Here is a 19,114-nt window from a genome sequence, read left to right on the forward strand (position 1 = left end):
TAGTTTTATTTTACGATAAGTTTAAAGGTTTTAGTTTTTTGAGAATATTTTATATTTATGAAGTAAACACCACTATTTTCAATCTGTTTTTGATAAGTAGTTGTTTTTATTTTTTGTAAACTCTCATTGAGAATTAACTTACCATTTACATCAAATAATGTTATGTCTAAATTTTGAACTTTAGTGAAATTAAAATTAAGGTTTAGGTTTTCACCTGCACTTATAGGGTTTGGAGTTAAGGTGATTTCAGCATTAGTATCGTCATCAAGTTTATTATATTCAACCGATAGAGGAAAATCACAATCACAACTTTCAGTACTTACATTTAGTCTATATACGCCTTCTTCGGAAATTCTAACATCTTTGGTTTCAGTAATTATTTGTTCATTAAAATACCATTTATATTTCAAGTTTTCTGAATCAATTGTGGTAGTTATTGATGGTGACATGAGCCTAGAATCACCTTCAAAAATTTCAATTTGTGAAGACATTTCAACTATGATTTGCGAATCTTTAACCTCAAACAGTTCAGAGATTATTTGATTAAACTTATCCCTAACAACAATCTCGTATTCACCAGAGGTTTCAAATGTTTTAGAAAACACGTTATCATTTATATTATAATTCTCTTTGGCATTTGTCTTAAGATTTGTTAATTGAATAGTGTAAGGCTGAACTCCTCCAGCTATATCAAATTTGAACTCTGATAAAGAATTACAAATCATGTTTTCAGCAAAGTCAATGTTAATGTCATCAATTTTTAATAGTTTAAAATAGCCCTCTTTTTGAAGTTCTACGCCTTTAAAATTTAGAGATAACGAATCTATTTGTGATGGTTCAAATAATTCAATAGCATCTATATTATCAATGGTGAAAGCATCACTTTGATCTGAAAATGCTAAATACAAATTCTCATGGCCTTGGAGTGACTCCAAATCTTTTGAGCTTAAATCAAAATCCAAATTAACTAATGGAGATTCATCAGAATTCACCTCATCAAGTATTGAATACTTATACTTCCATGTTCTCTGAACAAAACTAGTCTCTCTTTTATCTTCTTCTATTCTAATAGTTTCGTTATCATCACCCCAAAGTAAATATTCAATTTTATCATTTGGAGTTTCCGCATCTCTATTAAAATTATATGCTATTTCTAAACCATCACCTTGAGAATTTTTTGAAGACTTCTGATTTAAACCTTTATCAATATTAAAATCTATTCCGGTAACTCGATGTGAAAATTTCTCAGATTTAGAAGCATTCCATATCGTATCATTATGACGTCCTAAATAATCTTGCTCTTCTGTGAGTGAAATTCCAAATTTTAAAGCTAAATAAGTTTCTACTTTTCTAATTTCTTTTGTAGACAATATTTCTGGTAAAACAATTATTTCCAGAAATTTAAAACTATCATCTTTTAGTTTAGATTTATAAAATATCATTTCATTTTTAGAAGACAGGTTGACTTTTGCATCATGAAAGGTGTACGAGACTATTTGTCCATATGGCTTTGTCTCAATTTCAATAACTTTCTTTCCGTTCTTTACAATCCCTTCAGTTGATATTTCAACATTTTGATGCCCATATTTTAAACTCGCTATTTTATTGACACTAGCAATTGAATCATTCTTAAAAACAAAAAAGAAAGTAGATTTTTCATTTAGTTTATTTACAAAGCTCAAATCCTTATCGAGTTTCAAAATAGGGTTTTTGTTAATTGTTTCTGCTTTAGAATTACTATCTCCTTTGATCCATAAAATATTCTGATCAAACAATAAGTTATCTTGCGAATAGCTGTGTAAAAAAAATAGGAATGCGGAAGCAATTGTGATAATTGCTTTAAACTTGTAGAGGTTTTGCATAAAATTCAATAGTTGATTTATTAAACGTTTAAATAACTAAAAATAATGTTAAAAAACAAGAAAAAGTAAATAAATTCCTAATTTTAGATTGATTTTTTATTAAATCATGTTCCATTCCTTATTTTAATATATTTATATTTGTGTGAATTAAAAACAACACTCAAATGGCAGTATTAAAAGTAATTGAAGTATTATCAAATTCTAATGAAAGCTGGGAAGATGCAACAAGAAAAGCAGTAAAACAAGCATCAAAAAGTGTAAAAAATATCAAATCTGTATATGTGCAAGAACAAAGTGCAATAGTTAAAGATGACAACGTTACAGAGTTTAGAGTTAATTTGAAATTAACTTTTGAATTAAAATAAGACCTAAAACCATACCTTTTTTTAAATTAAAAAAAGGTATGGTTTTTGATGTTAATCAAAAAAATCATTTAAACAATATTATGAAAAAATCAACATTATTTTTTATTTCCCTAAGTCTAGTAGTAGCTTCAAGTTTCAACTTTGTTCAAGCACAGGAAGATATAGGATCTAATCAAGCTTTAATGGAAGGAAGTGGTTCATTTATTACTACGATTAATAAAAAAAATCAAAAAGCAATTGGATCACCTTATCTCTATGAAGATTTTACAGTTGCAAAAATATCTGCTATGCCAACAGAAGTTTATAACATAAGGTATAATGCCTATACCGATGAAATTGAAGTAAAAGTTGGAGAAGACAAGGTGCAAAATTTCAATAAGAGTATTAGTAATGTTGTGATTACATTTATTAATGATGATTTAAAACTAACGCCTTTAAACTACATTAATTCTGATGATGGCATGCAAAGAGGGTATTTTGTTCCATTAACAGATGATAATGGAAAGATAAAACTTTTCTCTAAAAAACAAGTAAAGTATTATAAAGCTAAGCTAGCTATAACAGGTTATGACAAAGACAAGCCTGCAGAATTCAAAAATATTAGTGACACACACTTTATTTCTATAAATGGTGCTTATGCACGTGAATTACCAAGCAAGAAAAAAGACATAGCCAATTTGTTTCCAAAAAACTCAAAAGAAGTTTTAAACTTTATTAAAAAGAATAAAATAAAAACGTCTCGTGAAGAAGATTTAATAGAGTTAATTGGCTACCTCAACACGCTTTAGTATTAAAACATTAAATTTGAAACCCGAACGCATTCTTATATCGTTCGGGTTTTTATTATTAATATTATACTCTAATTAAAAATTATATTATGGATTTACAAGAATGGATAGACAAAGGTTATGAAATCATCGTTGATTTTGGTCCTAAAGTAATAGCAGCTATTGCTATATGGATTATTGGTTCATGGGTTATAAAAACCCTAATCAAAGGTGTAAGAAAGACAATGAACAAAAGAGAATTTGACCCAAGTCTTCAAAAATTTCTTTTAAATCTTGTTGGATGGGTCTTAAAGATTGTTCTCATTATAGTAATTTTAGGTACTCTTGGTATTGAGACGACTTCATTTGCAGCAGTTTTAGCAGCAGCTGGTTTAGCCATTGGCTTAGCATTACAAGGTTCTCTTGGTAATTTTGCAGGAGGTGTTTTACTTATGATTTTTAAACCTATTAAAATAGGTGATTTAATTGAAGCTCAAGGTGAAGTTGGTGTTGTAAAAGAAATTGAAATTTTCACGACTAAACTTACTGGACTTTCAAACAGAGAGATTATTATACCTAATGCAGCGCTTTCTAATGGAAATATAATTAATTTTTCTACTGAAGGTACTCGTAGAGTAGATTTAGTATTTGGCGTTGGTTATGATAGTGACATCAAACAAACTAAAAATGTTTTTAAAAGTGTTTTAGATGCACATCCATTAATATTGAAGGATCCTGCTCCAACAATAGCAGTATCTGAACTTGCAGATAGCTCAATAAATTTTGTAGTAAGACCATGGTGTAATACTGCAGATTATTGGACTGTATTCTTTGATGTTACAGAACAAACCAAAGAAGCATTAGATGCAGCTGGTATAGAAATACCTTATCCACATGCTGTTGAAATACAAAAACAAGGCTAAGATTTAGGCTTAGGTTTTAAAGCAATAAAATCTTTTAAATAAAAAGGTTCAAAATAGGCGACATCCTCGATGTCGCCTATTTTATATTTAGCATAAGCCAAAGCGCTCATTTCATTTGCAGATGGTAATTTATTATCTACATAAATTGCATTATCATGAGATAGCAAAGCTTTTGTTTTTTCAGTTCCATTTCCGACGAAAAAAACCTTACCGCTTTCTAATTCCTTCTTAAATGATAATTCATCAAGTATTTGCGCCTCAATTTCCCTAAGTAAATTAAATTCACAATCATATATCGCAGAGTAAACCTCCATACGTCTTGCATCTAACATAGGTACAATGACGCCTTCTTGTGCATCAACCTGATGTGCTAAAGCATGAAGCGTAGATATAGAAATTAATGGCTTATCAAGCGCATAACATAAGCCTTTTGCTGCAGATACTCCAATACGTAAGCCAGTGTAAGAACCAGGTCCTTTACTAACTGCAATGGCATCGATTTGAGTTTTATTTATTTTGGCAGTTTTTAAAACATCATCAATAAATACATGTAAGGATTCTGCATGAGAATAATTACTGTTGTTATCTTCTTTTAAAACTAAAGTCTCTCCTTGTTTTGAAAGAGAGACTGAACAATTTGTTGTAGATGTTTCTATGCTTAATATTATAGGCATTACGATGGTTTGATTAAAGTTGAGAACTACTCTTCTGTAGATTCTTCTTTTTTAGTTTTATCACCTTTTTTTTCTATTTTATCTCCTGGCTTAAGTGTTTTAGACACCATATTGTATGGTCCTGTAATAATCTCTACACCTTCAGATAAACCAGATATAATTTCAATATTTGTATCGTCTTGAATACCGGTTTTAACTTTTTCTAGTTTAGCGACACCGTTATCATTAACAAAAACACATTCAAATTTTTCTTCATCTTCAGTTTTTATTTCTTCGGAATCTGATGTTTTACTGTCTGTTTTCTTTTCGGTCATTTCTGACTCTGTTTTAATCACAATCGAACTAATAGGAACTGCAATAGAGTTGTTACGTTTGTTTGTAATAATATCTACTGTTGCTGTCATTCCTGGTCTAAAAGGCGAATAACTTTCTGGTTTACCTTCTAATAAATCTGCATAAGATTCTTCTAAAATTCTTACTTTAACTCTAAAATTTGTGACTTGATCTGCTGTTAATGCACTCGCTGCAGAGTTTGCTATTTCTGTAACAACGCCTTTAAATTCCTTTTTTAAATACGCATCAACTTCAACAATTGTAGAATCCCCAATTTGTACTTTTACAATATCATTCTCATTAACATCAACCTCAACTTCCATATTATTAAGGTTAGCAACTCTTAAGATTTCTGTACCAGCCATTTGTTGAGTCCCAACAACACGCTCACCTAATTCTACATTAAGCAAAGAAATTGTACCACTCATAGGTGCATAAATTGTTGTTCTCCCTAAATTATCTTTAGCTTCATTAACGGTTGCTGCTGCACTTTGCACACTATAATAAGCAGAACTTCTTGATGCTGTAGCTGTCTCAAAAGCTGCAATAGCTCCATCCCAATCTGCTTTTGAAATCACACCTCTTTCAAAAAGAGACTTGCTCCTATTATAATTTGCTTTTGCTTCTTTTAGTGATGCATCTGCTTGTTGCAATCCTGCTTTTACATTTTGGTAAGATGCTTGTGATCTACTTACTGCAGACTGAATTAAATCTGGATTAACCCTAACTAAAAGATCTCCTTTTTTAACCTGTTGTCCTTCTTTGAACGGAAGATCTAAAATTTCTCCAGAAACCTCACTTGATATTTTAACTTCAATTTCAGGTTGTATTTTACCTGTAGCAGAAACTGTTTCAACAATATCTAATAAAGCTACTGTTTTAAATTCTACCTCTTTGATGTTTCCTTTTTTACCGAACATTCCCATTGATTTTCCTGCAACCAAAGCAAGAAGAATCAAGACAACAATTCCGAGAATAATTTTAGTTCTTTTAGTCATTTTTTAAAACTTTAATTCTGTTGCTGGTATTCCGAAGTATAATTCGAGAACCTTCAACTTAAATATATAATCGTATTTAGCACGATTAACTTCTATTTTTGCGTTGTCAAATCTTTGTTTAGATTGACTAAAATCAAATGCATTTGTTAATCCAACGTCATAACGTTCTTTAGCATAATCATAAGCCAATTCTTGAGACTCTAAAGATAATACTGCAGCTTCATAAGATTTTAAAGAACCTTTAGCATCAACGTAAGCTTGATATACAGTAGATTCTAAATCTAATTCTGCTTGCTCTAATTGATATTCAGTACGTTGTAAATTAATTTTACTTCGCTTTATGCTTCCTTTAGTTGCAAACCCATTAAAAATAGGAATACTCAAGTTAAGTCCATATCCAATACCATCATTAAGTGATAACTGATCTATAAAAGGATCTGCTCCAACTTCTTGTAAAATAGTATTTGGAAATTCACCAACAACTGATTGTCCCGTAGCTTCAACAACACCAATTTGCTGAATAGATGTTGGGTTATCAGGATCTACTTGTTGTATAAAAGATGATGTATTGGTAAACCTTGTATTGTAACCAAAAAAGGCAGATAATGTTGGAAGATTTGCTCCCTTAGCTATTTGCACATCTTTTTTTGCTAACTCAACATTTTGCTCTGCTATTTTTATCTCAGATCGTGATTCTTTTGCTTTTGCTAGAATTTCAGAAATATCTTTATCTGCGATACCTCCATCAACTACATCATAGCCCTCATCTTCAATATCAAATGTCTCATAATCTTTAATCAAAAGTAATTGAGCAAGATTTATCAACGTAATCTGAATCGCATTTTCTGCATTTACAATATTTTGTTTCTCACTAGCATCAATAGCTTTAATTTCTAATAAATCACCTCTTGGTAAAGAACCAGCTTCAACCAATTGAGTAGTTCTATCAATTTGTTCTTGAGTTACTGCATTTTGAGATTGTAGAACTTCTAAGTTCGCTTTATTTAAAATAACTTGAAGATAACCATTCGCAACAAAAAGAGAAATATCATCTTTCATTTTATCTAAACGATATTGACTTGCCAATTTAGATATTTTTGCGCGATGTAGTGTTCTTATATTCCTAAGACCATCAAATAATGTATAACCTACATTTATATTTCCGCTAGCAGATAAAAATGTTTCTGTTTGAGCATTATTGGTTACAGGATTAAAACTAAGTCCTGTATTTTCTGAAACTCCTGCACCAGCATTTAAACTAGGCATAAAATTCCCCTTTGCTGTAAGTTCATCTATATCTGCAATTGCGATGTCTAATTCACTTTGCTTTACTGAAATATTATTTTCTAAAGCATACTGAACACACTCAATAAGTGTCCATTTTTTATTCTGAGCTTGAGAGCTTATTGTTATTAAAACAATTAATATGCTGACTATTTTTTTCATAATTAATCTATAAGTATCTATAATTATTAAAGTGTTACACTAAATGCTGAAATTTTTATTGAGCGTAATCTGGCATCCCTTGTATTTGATTCCAAACTTTAATTTTATCGTCTTTGTTAATACCACTTTTTACTTCTACAAAGATACCATCGCTAATACCTAATTCCACATCTTTTCTTTCAAATTGTTGATCTCCAGTTTCGATTTCAACATAAGGTTTTTTAGTATCATCATCATATTGAACTAATGCCTCTCTAATGGCAAGAACTTTTTCTGCCTTTTCTAAAATAATAGATGCGTTAGCACTTAATCCAGCTCTAATAAAAGTAGAGTCCATTTTTTTAAGTGATCCTTTAATTTCAAATTGAATCGCGCCATTCTCTGCTACACCTTTTGGAGCAATATAATCTAAGATAGCATCAAATTTTTGATCCTCAATAGCTCCAACAGTAATTTCTAATGGTAAACCTTCTTTTATTTTTCCAACTTCACTTTCATCAACTTTACCTTCAAAAATCATTTGTTTCACATCTGCTAAAGAAGCAATAGACGTTCCTTCATTAAAATTATTAGCTTCAATAACTTGATTACCTGCTTTAACAGGAACATCTAAAACCATCCCAGAAACCGTTGCTCTCACCTGAGTTTGCGCAATATTTCCTAATCCGCTTGTTGTTCCAGTTTTAATAATATCATAATTCTGGTTTGCAGAGTTCACATTGATTCTTGCTTGCTCAACAGATTGTTTCGTCTGTAAATACGTGTTTTTAACACCTTCAAAATCGTTTGCAGAAATCACTCCTTTTTCAAATAGCGCTTTTTGTCTATCATAATTAGATTGCTGTGTTTGCAAATTAATCTTAGCTGTTTGAAATGCTGTTTGATTTGACGCAATATTATTTTTTGCACTAGTTAATGATGACACATTAGGAATTACTCTAATTTGAGCGATTAAATCCCCTTGCTCAACATATTCTCCAGCCTCGATAAACACTTTTTCGATAACTCCAGAGATGTTTGGCTTTATTAATATTTCTTCCTTCGGAACAATACTCCCAGTCGCTACTGTTTTAACGACTATGGTTTGTTCAGTTGGGCTTTCTGAAGTATACTTTATAGGATCCTCCTGATTTTTTTGCCATAAATAATATAATGCGCCTCCAAAAATGACGACGATTAATATTAATAAAATTATAGTTTTAGTTCTTTTCATTGGTTGATGATTATATAATTTATTTTGATTTATCTTATTCTATTCTTAAAGCATCTACAGGTTTCATCTTTGTTGCACTATTAGCTGGAATTAATCCTGCTAAAACTCCAGATACTACTAATATGATTAAAGCTGTAAACACCACTTGCATACTCACACTTGGGTTTGCAAAATTTTCTACAGGTCCTGCATTATCTAAAATGGTATTCATAACCCAAATCGCAAATGCTGCAAATGAAATCCCAACCATTCCTGATAAAATCGTTAATATTAAACTTTCTTGTAAAATCTGGGATTTAATCATCCATGGTGAAGCACCTAATGCACGTCTTACACCAATTTCTTTAGTACGCTCTTTTACAACAATAAGCATAATGTTACTAATCCCAATAATTCCAGACATAAGCACCAAAGCACCTACAAAATAGCCTACAATTGTTAATATTGAAAACAAGCCATTAACGCGCTCAAATTGTTCTGAAAGGTCAAAATGACCAATAGCGCGATCATCATCTGGAGCCACTGTATGCCTTGACTTCATTAAGTCAAATATTTGTTGCTTGAGGGTTGTGATACTTGTTCCATCCTCTGCAGTAATTGCCATCCAACCTACACTTTCCCCTCTATTAAATGCTTGTCCAAACGTAGTAAATGGAATATAAATAGTACTCGCTTCTTGCTCACCATCACCTTGACTATTACTCATTTTAAACGTTCCAACCACTAAAAAGTTAACGCCATTAATTTTAACGTATGTGCCTAATATATCTTCTCCCTTATCATAAAGTCCACGTTCTACACCAGTTCCTATAACGCAAATTTTACGTTTAGATTCTATATCTGAATAACTAATAAAACGACCTTGAATAATATCCATAGGTTGCTGCTTTATATATTCAGGATAATCACCATAGATTTCAAATGCGCCTGTTTTTGTTCCTCTTACTACATTATTCGCTCCATTATAACCACCTAATTGATTTCTTGGCGATACATATTTAATATTTGGAATTTCAGATTTTATAGCTGCGACATCACCAATTTTGTAGTTAAAGTAACGTCCTTTAGGCAAACCTTTATATGGTTTAGATGTGCCTTGCGTCCACATGAACATGGAGTTGGTTGCGAAGTCACCAAAATCTGCAGTAACTCCATTTTTAAGTCCGTTAGTTAAAGCCAACAACAGTACTAAAATTGTAATTCCCCAAAACACACCAAATGCAGTCAAAAAAGTTCTGAACTTATTTGCATTTAAAGCTTCTAATATTTCGTCCCAACGGTCTCTGTTAAACATATTATTCGTCTCTTAGTGCTACAATAGGTTTTATTTTTGCTGCTCTATACGCTGGAATAAATCCTGCTAAAGCTCCAGCAAAAACTAATAAAAACACTGTAGTTAATGCAATATTAAAATCAACTTGAGGGTATTTAATAAAATCGCTATCAATCATAGGTCCTACGAGTTCTAATAAACCAAGACCAAAGATTAATCCAAATAATCCCGAAAACATAGTTACAAAAACAGCCTCTTGTAAAATCATGCTAACAATAGACATTGGCATTGCTCCTAATGCTTTTCTAATTCCTATTTCTTTGGTTCGTTCTTTTACAATAATGAGCATGATATTACCAACACCTACAATTCCTGCAATGATAGTACCAATACCTACAAACCAAAAAACTGCTTGTATGGTTGCTATTAAAGAATAGATTTGTTTTGCTTCTTCCAGAGTATTAAAAACGCGTACAGCACTAGTATCGTCTGGTGCAACAGTATGCATTACCTTTAATTCACTTTCAATAGCATTTGCCATATTTTGAGACAAGGCAACAGCTTCATCAAAATTATCTGACATCTTTATAGTAAACAACATGTTTCTAATGTTATCTCCTGCATTAAATACTTTTTGCGATGTTGTTAACGGAATATAAGCCTGCTGCTCTTCGCGTTCTCCTCCCGGATCAATAAAAACACCAATGACTTTAAAGTTCATTCCAAAAATTGAAATGTTTTTATCTATTGGGTCTTCATCCTTAAATAAGTCCTGTTTTAATTTGCGACCAATTACTGCAACTTTTCTATTTTCTTTTAAATCTGATTGATTCACAAATCGTCCAGACTCTATTTCTGCATTTTCAATAAATTGATGATCTGGCATTGCGCCTCTTACACGATAATTTCCTGTTTCGTTTTTATAAGCTACTTCAGCTCCCCAAATTGCATATAAAGATGTTTCATACTCTATATTGTCTTCATATTTTTGAGAAATAAGTTCGAAATTATCATTCTTCATTTGAATGTAACGACCAGGATTTAAGCCTTTATAGCCTTTTGTAGTCACACCTGTCCAAACTGTAATTAAATTTGTAGCATCTTGCTCAAACTGAGATTTTACACCATTTTCTATTCCTTTGCTAAAACCAAGAAGTACGACCAAAATAAAAATCCCAGAAGCTACAGAAAGTCCTGTCAAGAACGTTCGCAATTTATTTTTGCTTAACGTCTCAAAGATTTCTTGCCAACGTTCTATATCAAACATGTTGAGAATCTTTTAATTGCTCTGAAAGTCTAATTTGCTCTGAAGCTCTAATTTGCTCAACTGGACTATCGTCAATAATTAATCCGTCTTTAAGATTAACAATACGTTTTGTCATTTGTGCAATATCATGTTCGTGAGTAACTACCAAAATAGTTTTCCCTTCATCATTAATTCCTTGGATGAGTTCCATAACTTCATAAGAGGTCTTGGTATCTAATGCACCTGTTGGTTCATCTGCTAATAAAACTTTTGGATCACTTGCTAATGCTCTTGCAATTGCTACTCGTTGTTTTTGACCACCAGACAACTCACTTGGTAAGTGATGCGACCATTGTGCCAAACCAACTTTCTCTAAATAGTGCATTGCTCTCTCTGTGCGTTCTTTTCGTTTTACACCTTTATAATATAATGGCATAGACACATTATCTAATGCACTTTTGTAGTTGATAAGATTAAAGGATTGAAAAATAAAGCCAAGAAATTCATTTCTATACTTTGCAGCTATTTTTTCATTTAAGTTTTTGATAGGCACATTATCAAGGATGTATTGACCTTCATCTGCCTCATCTAACATACCTAGAATATTAAGTAGTGTTGATTTTCCAGATCCAGATGAACCCATAATAGAGACAAGTTCTCCTTGTTTTACGTCAAAATTGATACCCTTTAAAACATGAAGCGAATTGCTTCCCATGTGGTAAGACTTGTGTAAATCCTTGATTTGAATCATAATATGATTGGTTAATTCTTACAAACTTAATCAAAACGCTAAATGGTTTATGCTAAGTATTTGTTAAGAATTAGATTATTGATTGATATACATAAGACGTATAAATATCAAGATTGTTACAATTTTAGTAGAAATTATTTGATTTCTTTTTTTTCACGGAAGAATTTCCAATAAACCATAAACCCAATACCAGCTACCAATAAATAAGGAATTGCCATTAAATACATGATGCCATCATTAACACCTTGTGCAGTAGATTGTCCTTCTTCACTTTCTAAGACAGCTCTGCACATGGCACATTGAGCGTTACCTTTTAGAAAAAAGAGTATAGAAAAAAGAGAAAAGATGAGTTTCTGCTTCATGATTTAAATGTAATATGGAGAAATCATCACATAGACTATAACTCCAGTTATTGCCACATACAACCACAATGGAAATGTGATTCTTGCAATTTTTTTATGTCGCTCAAAATTATTAGTAATCGCTCTTACATAAGTGATTAAAACAAAAGGAATGATTATGATTGATAGTAATATGTGTGTAAGTAAAATAAAATAGTACACATATTTTACTACACCTACTCCACCAAATTTTGTAGAGTCACTCGTCATGTGATAGGCAACATACATAACTAAAAATGCAACCGATAATGTAATAGCTAGTTTCATAAGACGCTCATGAAGCATTCTATTTTTCTTTTTAATTGCAATGACTGCAAAGATTAATACAAATGCTGTCATCCCATTAATTGTTGCATAAATTGGAGGTAAAAACGTCAAAGGCTCTACTTCAATACCAAAATCTTGCAATTTTACTCTTGACAAAATAGCAACTACAACAGGAATCACAATAGCCAAAACGACTATCCACTTATTATATTTTTTTTCTTCGGAAGGGTTTTCTATAACGCTCATTATATCAATCTTCTTTTAATAGTTTAGAGATATCGACTTTAAGCATACTTATTTCTTCCGTTTCTCCATCTTCGTCAACTTTCTCTTCTTCTGAAACAATACCTTTATAGAAAATTTTAGGATTCCCAAAGTCATCTTTTCTTGAGCGCATAAATCCGTTTTTATCTATGAGCGCGAAATTTCCTGAATGTTCAAATCCGCCATCAACCTCAGGATTTGCAGCAGCATAAATATTAAAACCTATGTTTGATAATTCATAAATAGCTTCTTGACTTCCTGTCATTAAATGCCAATTAGGATTTGTAATTCCATATTTTACTGCATACTCCTTAAGTACTTCTTGTGTATCAGTTTCTGGATTTATAGTAAAAGAAGCCACTCCAAAATCTTCAAAATCTGAGAATGTATTTTGAATTTGAACTAAGTTTCTATTCATTCTTGGACAAATTGTAGGACAAGTTGTGAAGAAAAATTCTACGATATAGACTTTACCTTCGTAATCCTTATTGGTAATCGTATTCCCTAGGTGATCTACAAAAGAGAATGGTGGCACTTTTTTAGCTTCTCCATTAATCTCTAGATACATTAAATCTGAAACAAAACCTTCAGCATTTGTAGATACGTTTTTTGATCTACTTTCTGCTCTAATGATATCTCCTGCTTTAATTCGATCTATTATCTTCGGGACAAAAATAATTCCGAAGACCAAAAGAATAAGTGCAATCCCTATGTAAGAATAATTTGTTTTTTTTGTACTCATAATATATTAAGTCAAATTTCAAATATAAAATTCCAAAGCCCAATTAAGGAAAGGAATCTATTTTGATTAATTAGTTCCTTTTAAATCTTCTGCTCGTCGTGTTGACGAATCAAACTCACCCTTACGTTTTTGGCGATACTCTGTAAGTAAAATTCTTAAGTCGTCACTCATTTTATTTTTTATTTCGGCAACTTCTATGCAGTCGTAAGAATATAAAGGATAAGTTGATTCTTTCTTTTCTTTCTCCTTATCTGTTCTATCATCTAATCGTCCACGTTGATTTACATCTTTATCTACAATAAAAACGTGATCTGAAAACAGGTTAGCATCTAAAGATTCTTCAGTTTTCAAACTATTAAATACTTTTTTAATATCGTTTGGCTGTCCAAAAACATAATGCCAAAAACGCATATCGTCATAATTATTAATTTCTTTTTGAAGTTGCTCTGCTCTAGCTTCTGAGCCTTTTGGTAGAACGATTACTATTTGAAATTTCTTAAAGCCTTTAAACTTATCGTAAACTAGTTCTTTAAGGTTTGAAGCAGCTATACTTTGTTTTTCTGGCTCATTTCCGAGGAAACCAACAATAGTAATGTGATCTTTAAAAAGAATTTCAGTTTCAGAATTTGATGTAAACAATTCAAAATCTGACACACTTTCATCTACAATATCTAAAGGATTATAGTTGTGAGTAGATGGATAAAGCATCAATAAAAATGCTACAGGCAAAAGGAATAAGATGCCTAATACTAGATTGCGTTTAATGTTGCTTTTCTTCATAGTGCAAAAATAAAAAAAGACGGTTTAAAAAACCGTCTTTTACTATACTTTATAATGATGATATTGTGTTAAAAATCTCTTTTAACATAACCGTTTTCATAGACACCTTGTATATATCCTCCTTCTTGTAATAGGATAAATATAAGATAACAAACCAAGAACACACCTGTCCAAACCACCATACGTCTTAACGCTTTAGTCTCATCTCTCATGTGCATGAAATCCCATGTTATGTAATATGCCTTTACTAATGTTAATAGTATAAATATTAAGTTTAAAGGTTTCATGTAAACAATAGGAGAAAATATAATGTTTCCTAAAGTTGCAAAGAATCCTCCTTCAAAAGGAGTCATCCATGTATGCATAAACATGCTTGGTTTATAAATACCTAATATAACTTCTATTGCTGTGATGATAGTCAAGAATATTAAAACACCCCAAATTTTTTGAATGTTTGATTTAAACTTAACGGTACCTCTAAATATTGCTAATTTATGTTCGTGTGCCATCTTAAAATTTTATTCTTAATTAAACTAGGTAGAAGAATGTGAATACAAATACCCATACTAAATCGACAAAGTGCCAATATAATCCAACTTTTTCAACCATTTCATAGCTTCCTCTTCTCTCGTAAGTACCAAGAATAACATTAAAGAAAATGATGATATTAATTACAACTCCAGAGAATACGTGAAAACCGTGAAAACCTGTAATAAAGAAAAAGAAATCTGCAAATAGAGATGTTCCATATTCGTTAACATGTAGGTTAGCACCTTGAACAACTAAAACACCTTCTCTCTTTAACTTAGAAAGTGATTCTTCTCTTGATAATACCGTTTTATGACCTTCTTCGTTGATAATCTGTGTTCTTACTACAACATCAGGATTAGCGACTAAACCGTTATAAACTTCATCAACAGTGTACATTGGCAATGCACCTTCATCAACAAACCAAAGTCCGTTTTTACGTTCATGCTCTACACGTTCTCCATGAGCATCTATTGCGATATCACTTATAGCAACTCTATGACCAGTATTATCTACTAATTGAAGAATATTTCCACCTTTAGTTTGTACTGCTCCATACTCACCTTTAATAAATGTTCCCCATTCCCAAGCTTGTGAGCCAACGAATATTAAACCACCTATAATGGTTAAAAACATATACCAAGTAACTTTGGTTTTATTCATGTGATGACCAGCATCAACAGCTAATACCATTGTTACAGATGACATAATTAAGACAAATGTCATAAAAGCGACATAAATCATTGGGTAATTTCCATGAAAAAACGGAACGTGTGTAAACACCTCATCCGCTATTGGCCAAGAACCAATAAATTTAAAACGTGAAAATCCATAAGCTGCTAAAAATCCAGAAAATGTTAAAGCATCAGACACGATAAAAAACCACATCATCATTTTACCATAACTTGCTTTTAGTGGATCATTACCACCACCCCAAGTTTTGCCTTCTGATCCAGTATTTGCTACTGTAGTATCCATATAAAGCATTTAGTTATTAAAAGTTGCACAAAAATAATCATTTTATCTATGTAAAAAAACATCAAATTCTAAAAATTCAAAACATAGGTCTTTACTAGACTAGTTAGAGAGTTTTAGCTTATAAAAATGATTGAAAAATTAAACGAAATATGTTAAAAATAAAAACAAGAATAACCACAGTATATCTACAAAATGCCAAAAGGTTGCAGAAAGCTGCATGCCTAGCATATTGGTAGCTGTATATTTTTGTTTAAAATGATTATAAATTACGACCAATATTGAGATTAATCCTACTGCAACGTGCAAAATGTGAGCGAATGCAATAACATAGATAAAACTCATGGTCACATTAGAGGTTTCTCCCGTAAAATAATAACCAAAAGCTATTATTTGTTTAAAACCTTCAAATTGACAAATTATAAAAGCGACTCCTAACCCAAAAGTTAATAACAACATCGTTGTTGCTAAACTTCTATTACTGTCTTTTATCGCTTTTTTTGCTAGAATAAAAGTGAAGCTACTTATCAAAATAAGTACACAACTTATTAAAAACGCCTGAGGCAATACAAAATCATGCATCCAATCCTCACGTTTTCTACTCACTAAGACAGCACTTGTTAATCCTGCAAAGGACATGATTAACGAACCAATCCCAAACCAAAGCATCATGCGCTTGGCTCTATTGTTTTTTTCTACTAATGTTCCTTCGGTTAAATCCATTCTATCTTATAAATTTATCTGCAACGTAAACAATTTGTATGAGTGATATATAGATCACGCTTGAGAGCATCAATTGTTTGGCTGCTTTTGCAGTTCTCTTTTTAAATAATTCAAAAGCATAATACAGCATGACTAGTCCTAGTAACAATACAATAACAGCTGCTACTATAGATAATTTCAAATCTCCAGTTACACCAAATACAGGTACTATAGATATGAGTATCATCCAAATCGTATACATAATCACCTGTACTGCTGTACCTTTATCTCGTTTTCTAGTTGGCAACATATAGAAACCACCTTTTTCATAATCATCAAATAAAAACCAACCAATAGCCCAAAAGTGCGGGAATTGCCAGAAAAATTGTAAAGCGAATAAAGTTCCTGGTTCAATCCCAAATTCATTTCTTGCTGCAACCCAACCTAACATAAATGGAATTGCACCAGGAATAGCACCAACAAAAACAGATAACGGTGTTTTTGTTTTTAAAGGCGTATACACACAAGTATAAAGAAATATTGAAATAGCACCATACATTGCAGTGCGCTCATTAATAATATAAAGAACCGTCAGCCCTAAAATGGTGAAGATTGTTGCAATAATAAATGCAGAACGCACACTCATTCTACCTGCAGGAATTGGACGGTCTTTAGTGCGATCCATTAACACATCCAAATCTTTTTCAATAATTTGATTAAATGCATTAGAAGCACCAACCATAAAATAACCACCAAAAGCCAATAAAGTTAATGTGTAAAAATCTACTTCAATAGCACCAAGCAAATAACCAGCAAGTGCAGAAAATACGACACTTAGAGATAGTCTCATTTTAGTAATTTCCTTAAAATCGGAAATTAAAGACACTTGGTTTACAGAAGATTTTACAGTACTCAATACCAGAGATTTTATTGCGTTTGCAAAGATACTTTTAAAAAAGGTTTTGGACAATTCAAAATAGGATTAATTAATAGCATTGTAAGTTTAAGTATCTTTATCAGACTCTTATTAAAACCGAACACCCATGAAATATTTATTTACGCTCTCTATTATTATCTTTTTTTTCTTCGGAAATATTGCCAACGCACAACGTTTTGACAAGGTTGAAATTGAAACCATAAAAGTTGCTGATCATGTGTACATGCTAATTGGAGCTGGTGGTAATATTGGTGTTTCTATAGGAGACGATGGTGTTTTTGTAATTGATGATCAATTTGCGCCACTTTCAGAAAAAATACATACAGCAATGAAAGCGTTAAGCGATAAAGACATTAAGTTTTTAGTAAACACGCATCATCATGGTGATCATACAGGCGGAAACGAAAACATGCAAAAATTAGGTGCAACCATTATTGCTCATGATAATGTGAGACAGCGTTTAGAAACGACTCCAAAACGTGATGGTTCTTCGGAAGCTAAAGCAGCTTTACCAATTATTACCTTTAACGATGAGCTGAGCCTACATATCAATGGAGAGAAAATTGGTGTTTTTCATGTAGAACATGCACATACCGATGGTGACGCACTTCTATATTTTACAGAAAGCAATGTGTTGCATACAGGAGACACCTACTTTAAAGGTCGCTATCCTTATATAGATTTAGATTCTGGTGGAAGTGTTGATGGTTATATTAAAGCAGTAAAACTCGGACTTCAACTTATTGATGATGATACCAAAGTCATTCCTGGACATGGTAATTTATCTAATAAAGAAGAATATCAAAGCTTTCTTAAAATGCTTGAAGATTTGAAATCTAAAATTTCCGAAGCCATAAAAACAGGTAAAACCGAAGACGAGGTTGCTAAAGATGCAACGCTCACTAAAACTTATGACGATTTAGATTATGGGACTGGGTTTATTAATTCTGAAAAAATTAGACGGACTTTTTATTTAAGTTTGAAAAATTAAACTAATTCAACACCTATATCACCTAATCTATTTACAAACAGAATTATACAATTCTATCATTTCAATAAAAAGATCTCTATCATTACTGTAGTCGCCTTTATATTGGTTTGCAAAAGCCTCACATTCTTTTAAGTAAGGCACAATATATTTCTTCATATTCTTCTTACTGTTTATTTTATAGTAAGTACCATCAGGAAGTTTTAGAAAGAATTTATAAATTCCTGCACGACCACTAGAGGTTTGCATAGAACCATTTTGATTACGAGACATCGTACTATTATTCATCGTCAATGGATTTGGTGCATTAGTACGATATGAATGTGCTCCCATTCCCGTAGGATATCTTTCGTATATTTTTAATGTGCCATCTATAAGTCGTTCGGTATATCTCACATAACTTTTAGGCTTATCGGCTTTTTGAGGAATTTTATCAATAGTTACCTCTTGTCTGTAAAATGTAATAACATTTGGTACGACTTTGCGACCTTCAATAACAATAGCTTTACCGTTTTTATCTGTATATCGTAAAGATTTTAAATAACCTTGACCAGTAGTTCCAAATTCTAAATTACTACAAAAAGTTGTGTCTTTTTCAACCACAAAATAGTCTTGTCCATAACATATTGCGCTTGATATTAATAAGGCACTTGCAAAGAGTAGTTTTTGTAAATTCATT

The 19,114-nt window shown here is 31.7% G+C and carries 21 protein-coding genes; 4 read left to right on the plus strand and 17 right to left on the minus strand.

Annotated elements, in window-relative coordinates; all coding sequences use genetic code 11:
* Positions 1–5: 5 nt before the first annotated feature.
* Positions 6–1,862, minus strand: a complete 1,857-nt coding sequence (locus tag IM744_RS12225) for a T9SS type A sorting domain-containing protein (protein ID WP_194508438.1) — start codon at positions 1,860–1,862, stop codon at positions 6–8.
* A 164-nt stretch (positions 1,863–2,026) separates the two neighbouring features.
* Here IM744_RS12225 and IM744_RS12230 point away from each other — a divergent pair, with 164 nt between their 5' ends.
* From IM744_RS12230 to IM744_RS12240, 3 genes are all read left to right on the plus strand, one after another.
* Positions 2,027–2,227: a dodecin family protein gene (locus tag IM744_RS12230; protein ID WP_194508439.1), complete on the plus strand. Its 201-nt coding sequence runs from the start codon at positions 2,027–2,029 to the stop codon at positions 2,225–2,227.
* Positions 2,228–2,307: 80 nt separating this feature from the next.
* A complete protein-coding gene (locus IM744_RS12235; protein ID WP_194508440.1) occupies positions 2,308–3,015 on the plus strand; it encodes a hypothetical protein in 708 nt (235 codons plus the stop codon).
* Positions 3,016–3,104: 89 nt separating this feature from the next.
* Positions 3,105–3,917: a mechanosensitive ion channel family protein gene (locus tag IM744_RS12240; RefSeq protein ID WP_194508441.1), complete on the plus strand. Its 813-nt coding sequence runs from the start codon at positions 3,105–3,107 to the stop codon at positions 3,915–3,917.
* Here the strand turns inward: IM744_RS12240 and tsaB are convergent.
* The 15 genes from tsaB to cyoE form a co-directional block, all read right to left on the minus strand.
* Positions 3,914–4,591, minus strand: a complete 678-nt coding sequence (gene tsaB, locus IM744_RS12245; protein ID WP_194508442.1) for a tRNA (adenosine(37)-N6)-threonylcarbamoyltransferase complex dimerization subunit type 1 TsaB — start codon at positions 4,589–4,591, stop codon at positions 3,914–3,916. The two genes, IM744_RS12240 and tsaB, sit on opposite strands and share 4 nt — an antisense overlap.
* A 26-nt stretch (positions 4,592–4,617) precedes the next feature.
* Positions 4,618–5,922 carry an efflux RND transporter periplasmic adaptor subunit gene (locus IM744_RS12250; RefSeq protein ID WP_194508443.1) on the minus strand — a complete coding sequence of 435 codons (1,305 nt, stop codon included), beginning with the start codon at positions 5,920–5,922 and terminating at the stop codon, positions 4,618–4,620.
* 3 nt (positions 5,923–5,925) lie between these two features.
* Positions 5,926–7,368: a TolC family protein gene (locus tag IM744_RS12255; protein ID WP_194508444.1), complete on the minus strand. Its 1,443-nt coding sequence runs from the start codon at positions 7,366–7,368 to the stop codon at positions 5,926–5,928.
* A gap of 55 nt (positions 7,369–7,423) precedes the next feature.
* A complete protein-coding gene (locus IM744_RS12260; RefSeq protein WP_194508445.1) occupies positions 7,424–8,581 on the minus strand; it encodes an efflux RND transporter periplasmic adaptor subunit in 1,158 nt (385 codons plus the stop codon).
* Between the two features lie 34 nt (positions 8,582–8,615).
* Positions 8,616–9,875 (minus strand): ABC transporter permease, encoded by a 1,260-nt coding sequence (locus IM744_RS12265; RefSeq protein ID WP_194508446.1) that lies wholly within the window; start codon positions 9,873–9,875, stop codon positions 8,616–8,618.
* Between the two features lies 1 nt (position 9,876).
* Entirely contained in the window at positions 9,877–11,121 is a 1,245-nt protein-coding gene (locus IM744_RS12270) for an ABC transporter permease (RefSeq protein WP_194508447.1), read from the minus strand.
* A complete protein-coding gene (locus IM744_RS12275) occupies positions 11,114–11,851 on the minus strand; it encodes an ABC transporter ATP-binding protein (RefSeq protein WP_194508448.1) in 738 nt (245 codons plus the stop codon). The genes IM744_RS12270 and IM744_RS12275 overlap by 8 nt, the downstream gene beginning before the upstream one ends.
* Before the next feature lie 134 nt (positions 11,852–11,985).
* Positions 11,986–12,213 (minus strand): hypothetical protein, encoded by a 228-nt coding sequence (locus IM744_RS12280; RefSeq protein ID WP_194508449.1) that lies wholly within the window; start codon positions 12,211–12,213, stop codon positions 11,986–11,988.
* Between the two features lie 3 nt (positions 12,214–12,216).
* Positions 12,217–12,756 carry a DUF420 domain-containing protein gene (locus IM744_RS12285; RefSeq protein WP_194508783.1) on the minus strand — a complete coding sequence of 180 codons (540 nt, stop codon included), beginning with the start codon at positions 12,754–12,756 and terminating at the stop codon, positions 12,217–12,219.
* Positions 12,757–12,769: 13 nt separating this feature from the next.
* Complete coding sequence (locus tag IM744_RS12290) at positions 12,770–13,525, minus strand: SCO family protein (RefSeq protein ID WP_194508450.1); 756 nt, start codon at positions 13,523–13,525, stop codon at positions 12,770–12,772.
* A 66-nt stretch (positions 13,526–13,591) separates the two neighbouring features.
* Entirely contained in the window at positions 13,592–14,305 is a 714-nt protein-coding gene (locus IM744_RS12295; protein ID WP_194508451.1) for a hypothetical protein, read from the minus strand.
* Positions 14,306–14,373: 68 nt separating this feature from the next.
* Positions 14,374–14,814 carry a cytochrome C oxidase subunit IV family protein gene (locus IM744_RS12300; protein ID WP_194508452.1) on the minus strand — a complete coding sequence of 147 codons (441 nt, stop codon included), beginning with the start codon at positions 14,812–14,814 and terminating at the stop codon, positions 14,374–14,376.
* A 19-nt stretch (positions 14,815–14,833) separates the two neighbouring features.
* On the minus strand, positions 14,834–15,811 hold the full coding sequence (locus IM744_RS12305; protein WP_194508453.1) for a cytochrome c oxidase subunit 3: 978 nt from the start codon (positions 15,809–15,811) through the stop codon (positions 14,834–14,836).
* Positions 15,812–15,949: 138 nt separating this feature from the next.
* On the minus strand, positions 15,950–16,531 hold the full coding sequence (locus IM744_RS12310; protein WP_194508454.1) for a cytochrome c oxidase subunit 3: 582 nt from the start codon (positions 16,529–16,531) through the stop codon (positions 15,950–15,952).
* Between the two features lies 1 nt (position 16,532).
* Positions 16,533–17,426: a heme o synthase gene (cyoE, locus tag IM744_RS12315; RefSeq protein WP_206694494.1), complete on the minus strand. Its 894-nt coding sequence runs from the start codon at positions 17,424–17,426 to the stop codon at positions 16,533–16,535.
* A gap of 127 nt (positions 17,427–17,553) precedes the next feature.
* Here cyoE and IM744_RS12320 point away from each other — a divergent pair, with 127 nt between their 5' ends.
* Positions 17,554–18,438, plus strand: a complete 885-nt coding sequence (locus IM744_RS12320; protein ID WP_194508455.1) for an MBL fold metallo-hydrolase — start codon at positions 17,554–17,556, stop codon at positions 18,436–18,438.
* Positions 18,439–18,465: 27 nt separating this feature from the next.
* On the opposite strand, the gene IM744_RS12325 is transcribed toward IM744_RS12320, so the two are convergent.
* The gene (locus IM744_RS12325; protein WP_194508456.1) at positions 18,466–19,113 is read right to left on the minus strand and encodes a hypothetical protein; all 648 of its coding nucleotides are present in this window, start codon (positions 19,111–19,113) and stop codon (positions 18,466–18,468) included.
* Position 19,114: the final 1 nt, after the last annotated feature.

Origin of the sequence: Psychroserpens luteus, assembly GCF_015319355.1 — a bacterium.
Lineage (GTDB): Bacteria > Bacteroidota > Bacteroidia > Flavobacteriales > Flavobacteriaceae > Psychroserpens > Psychroserpens luteus.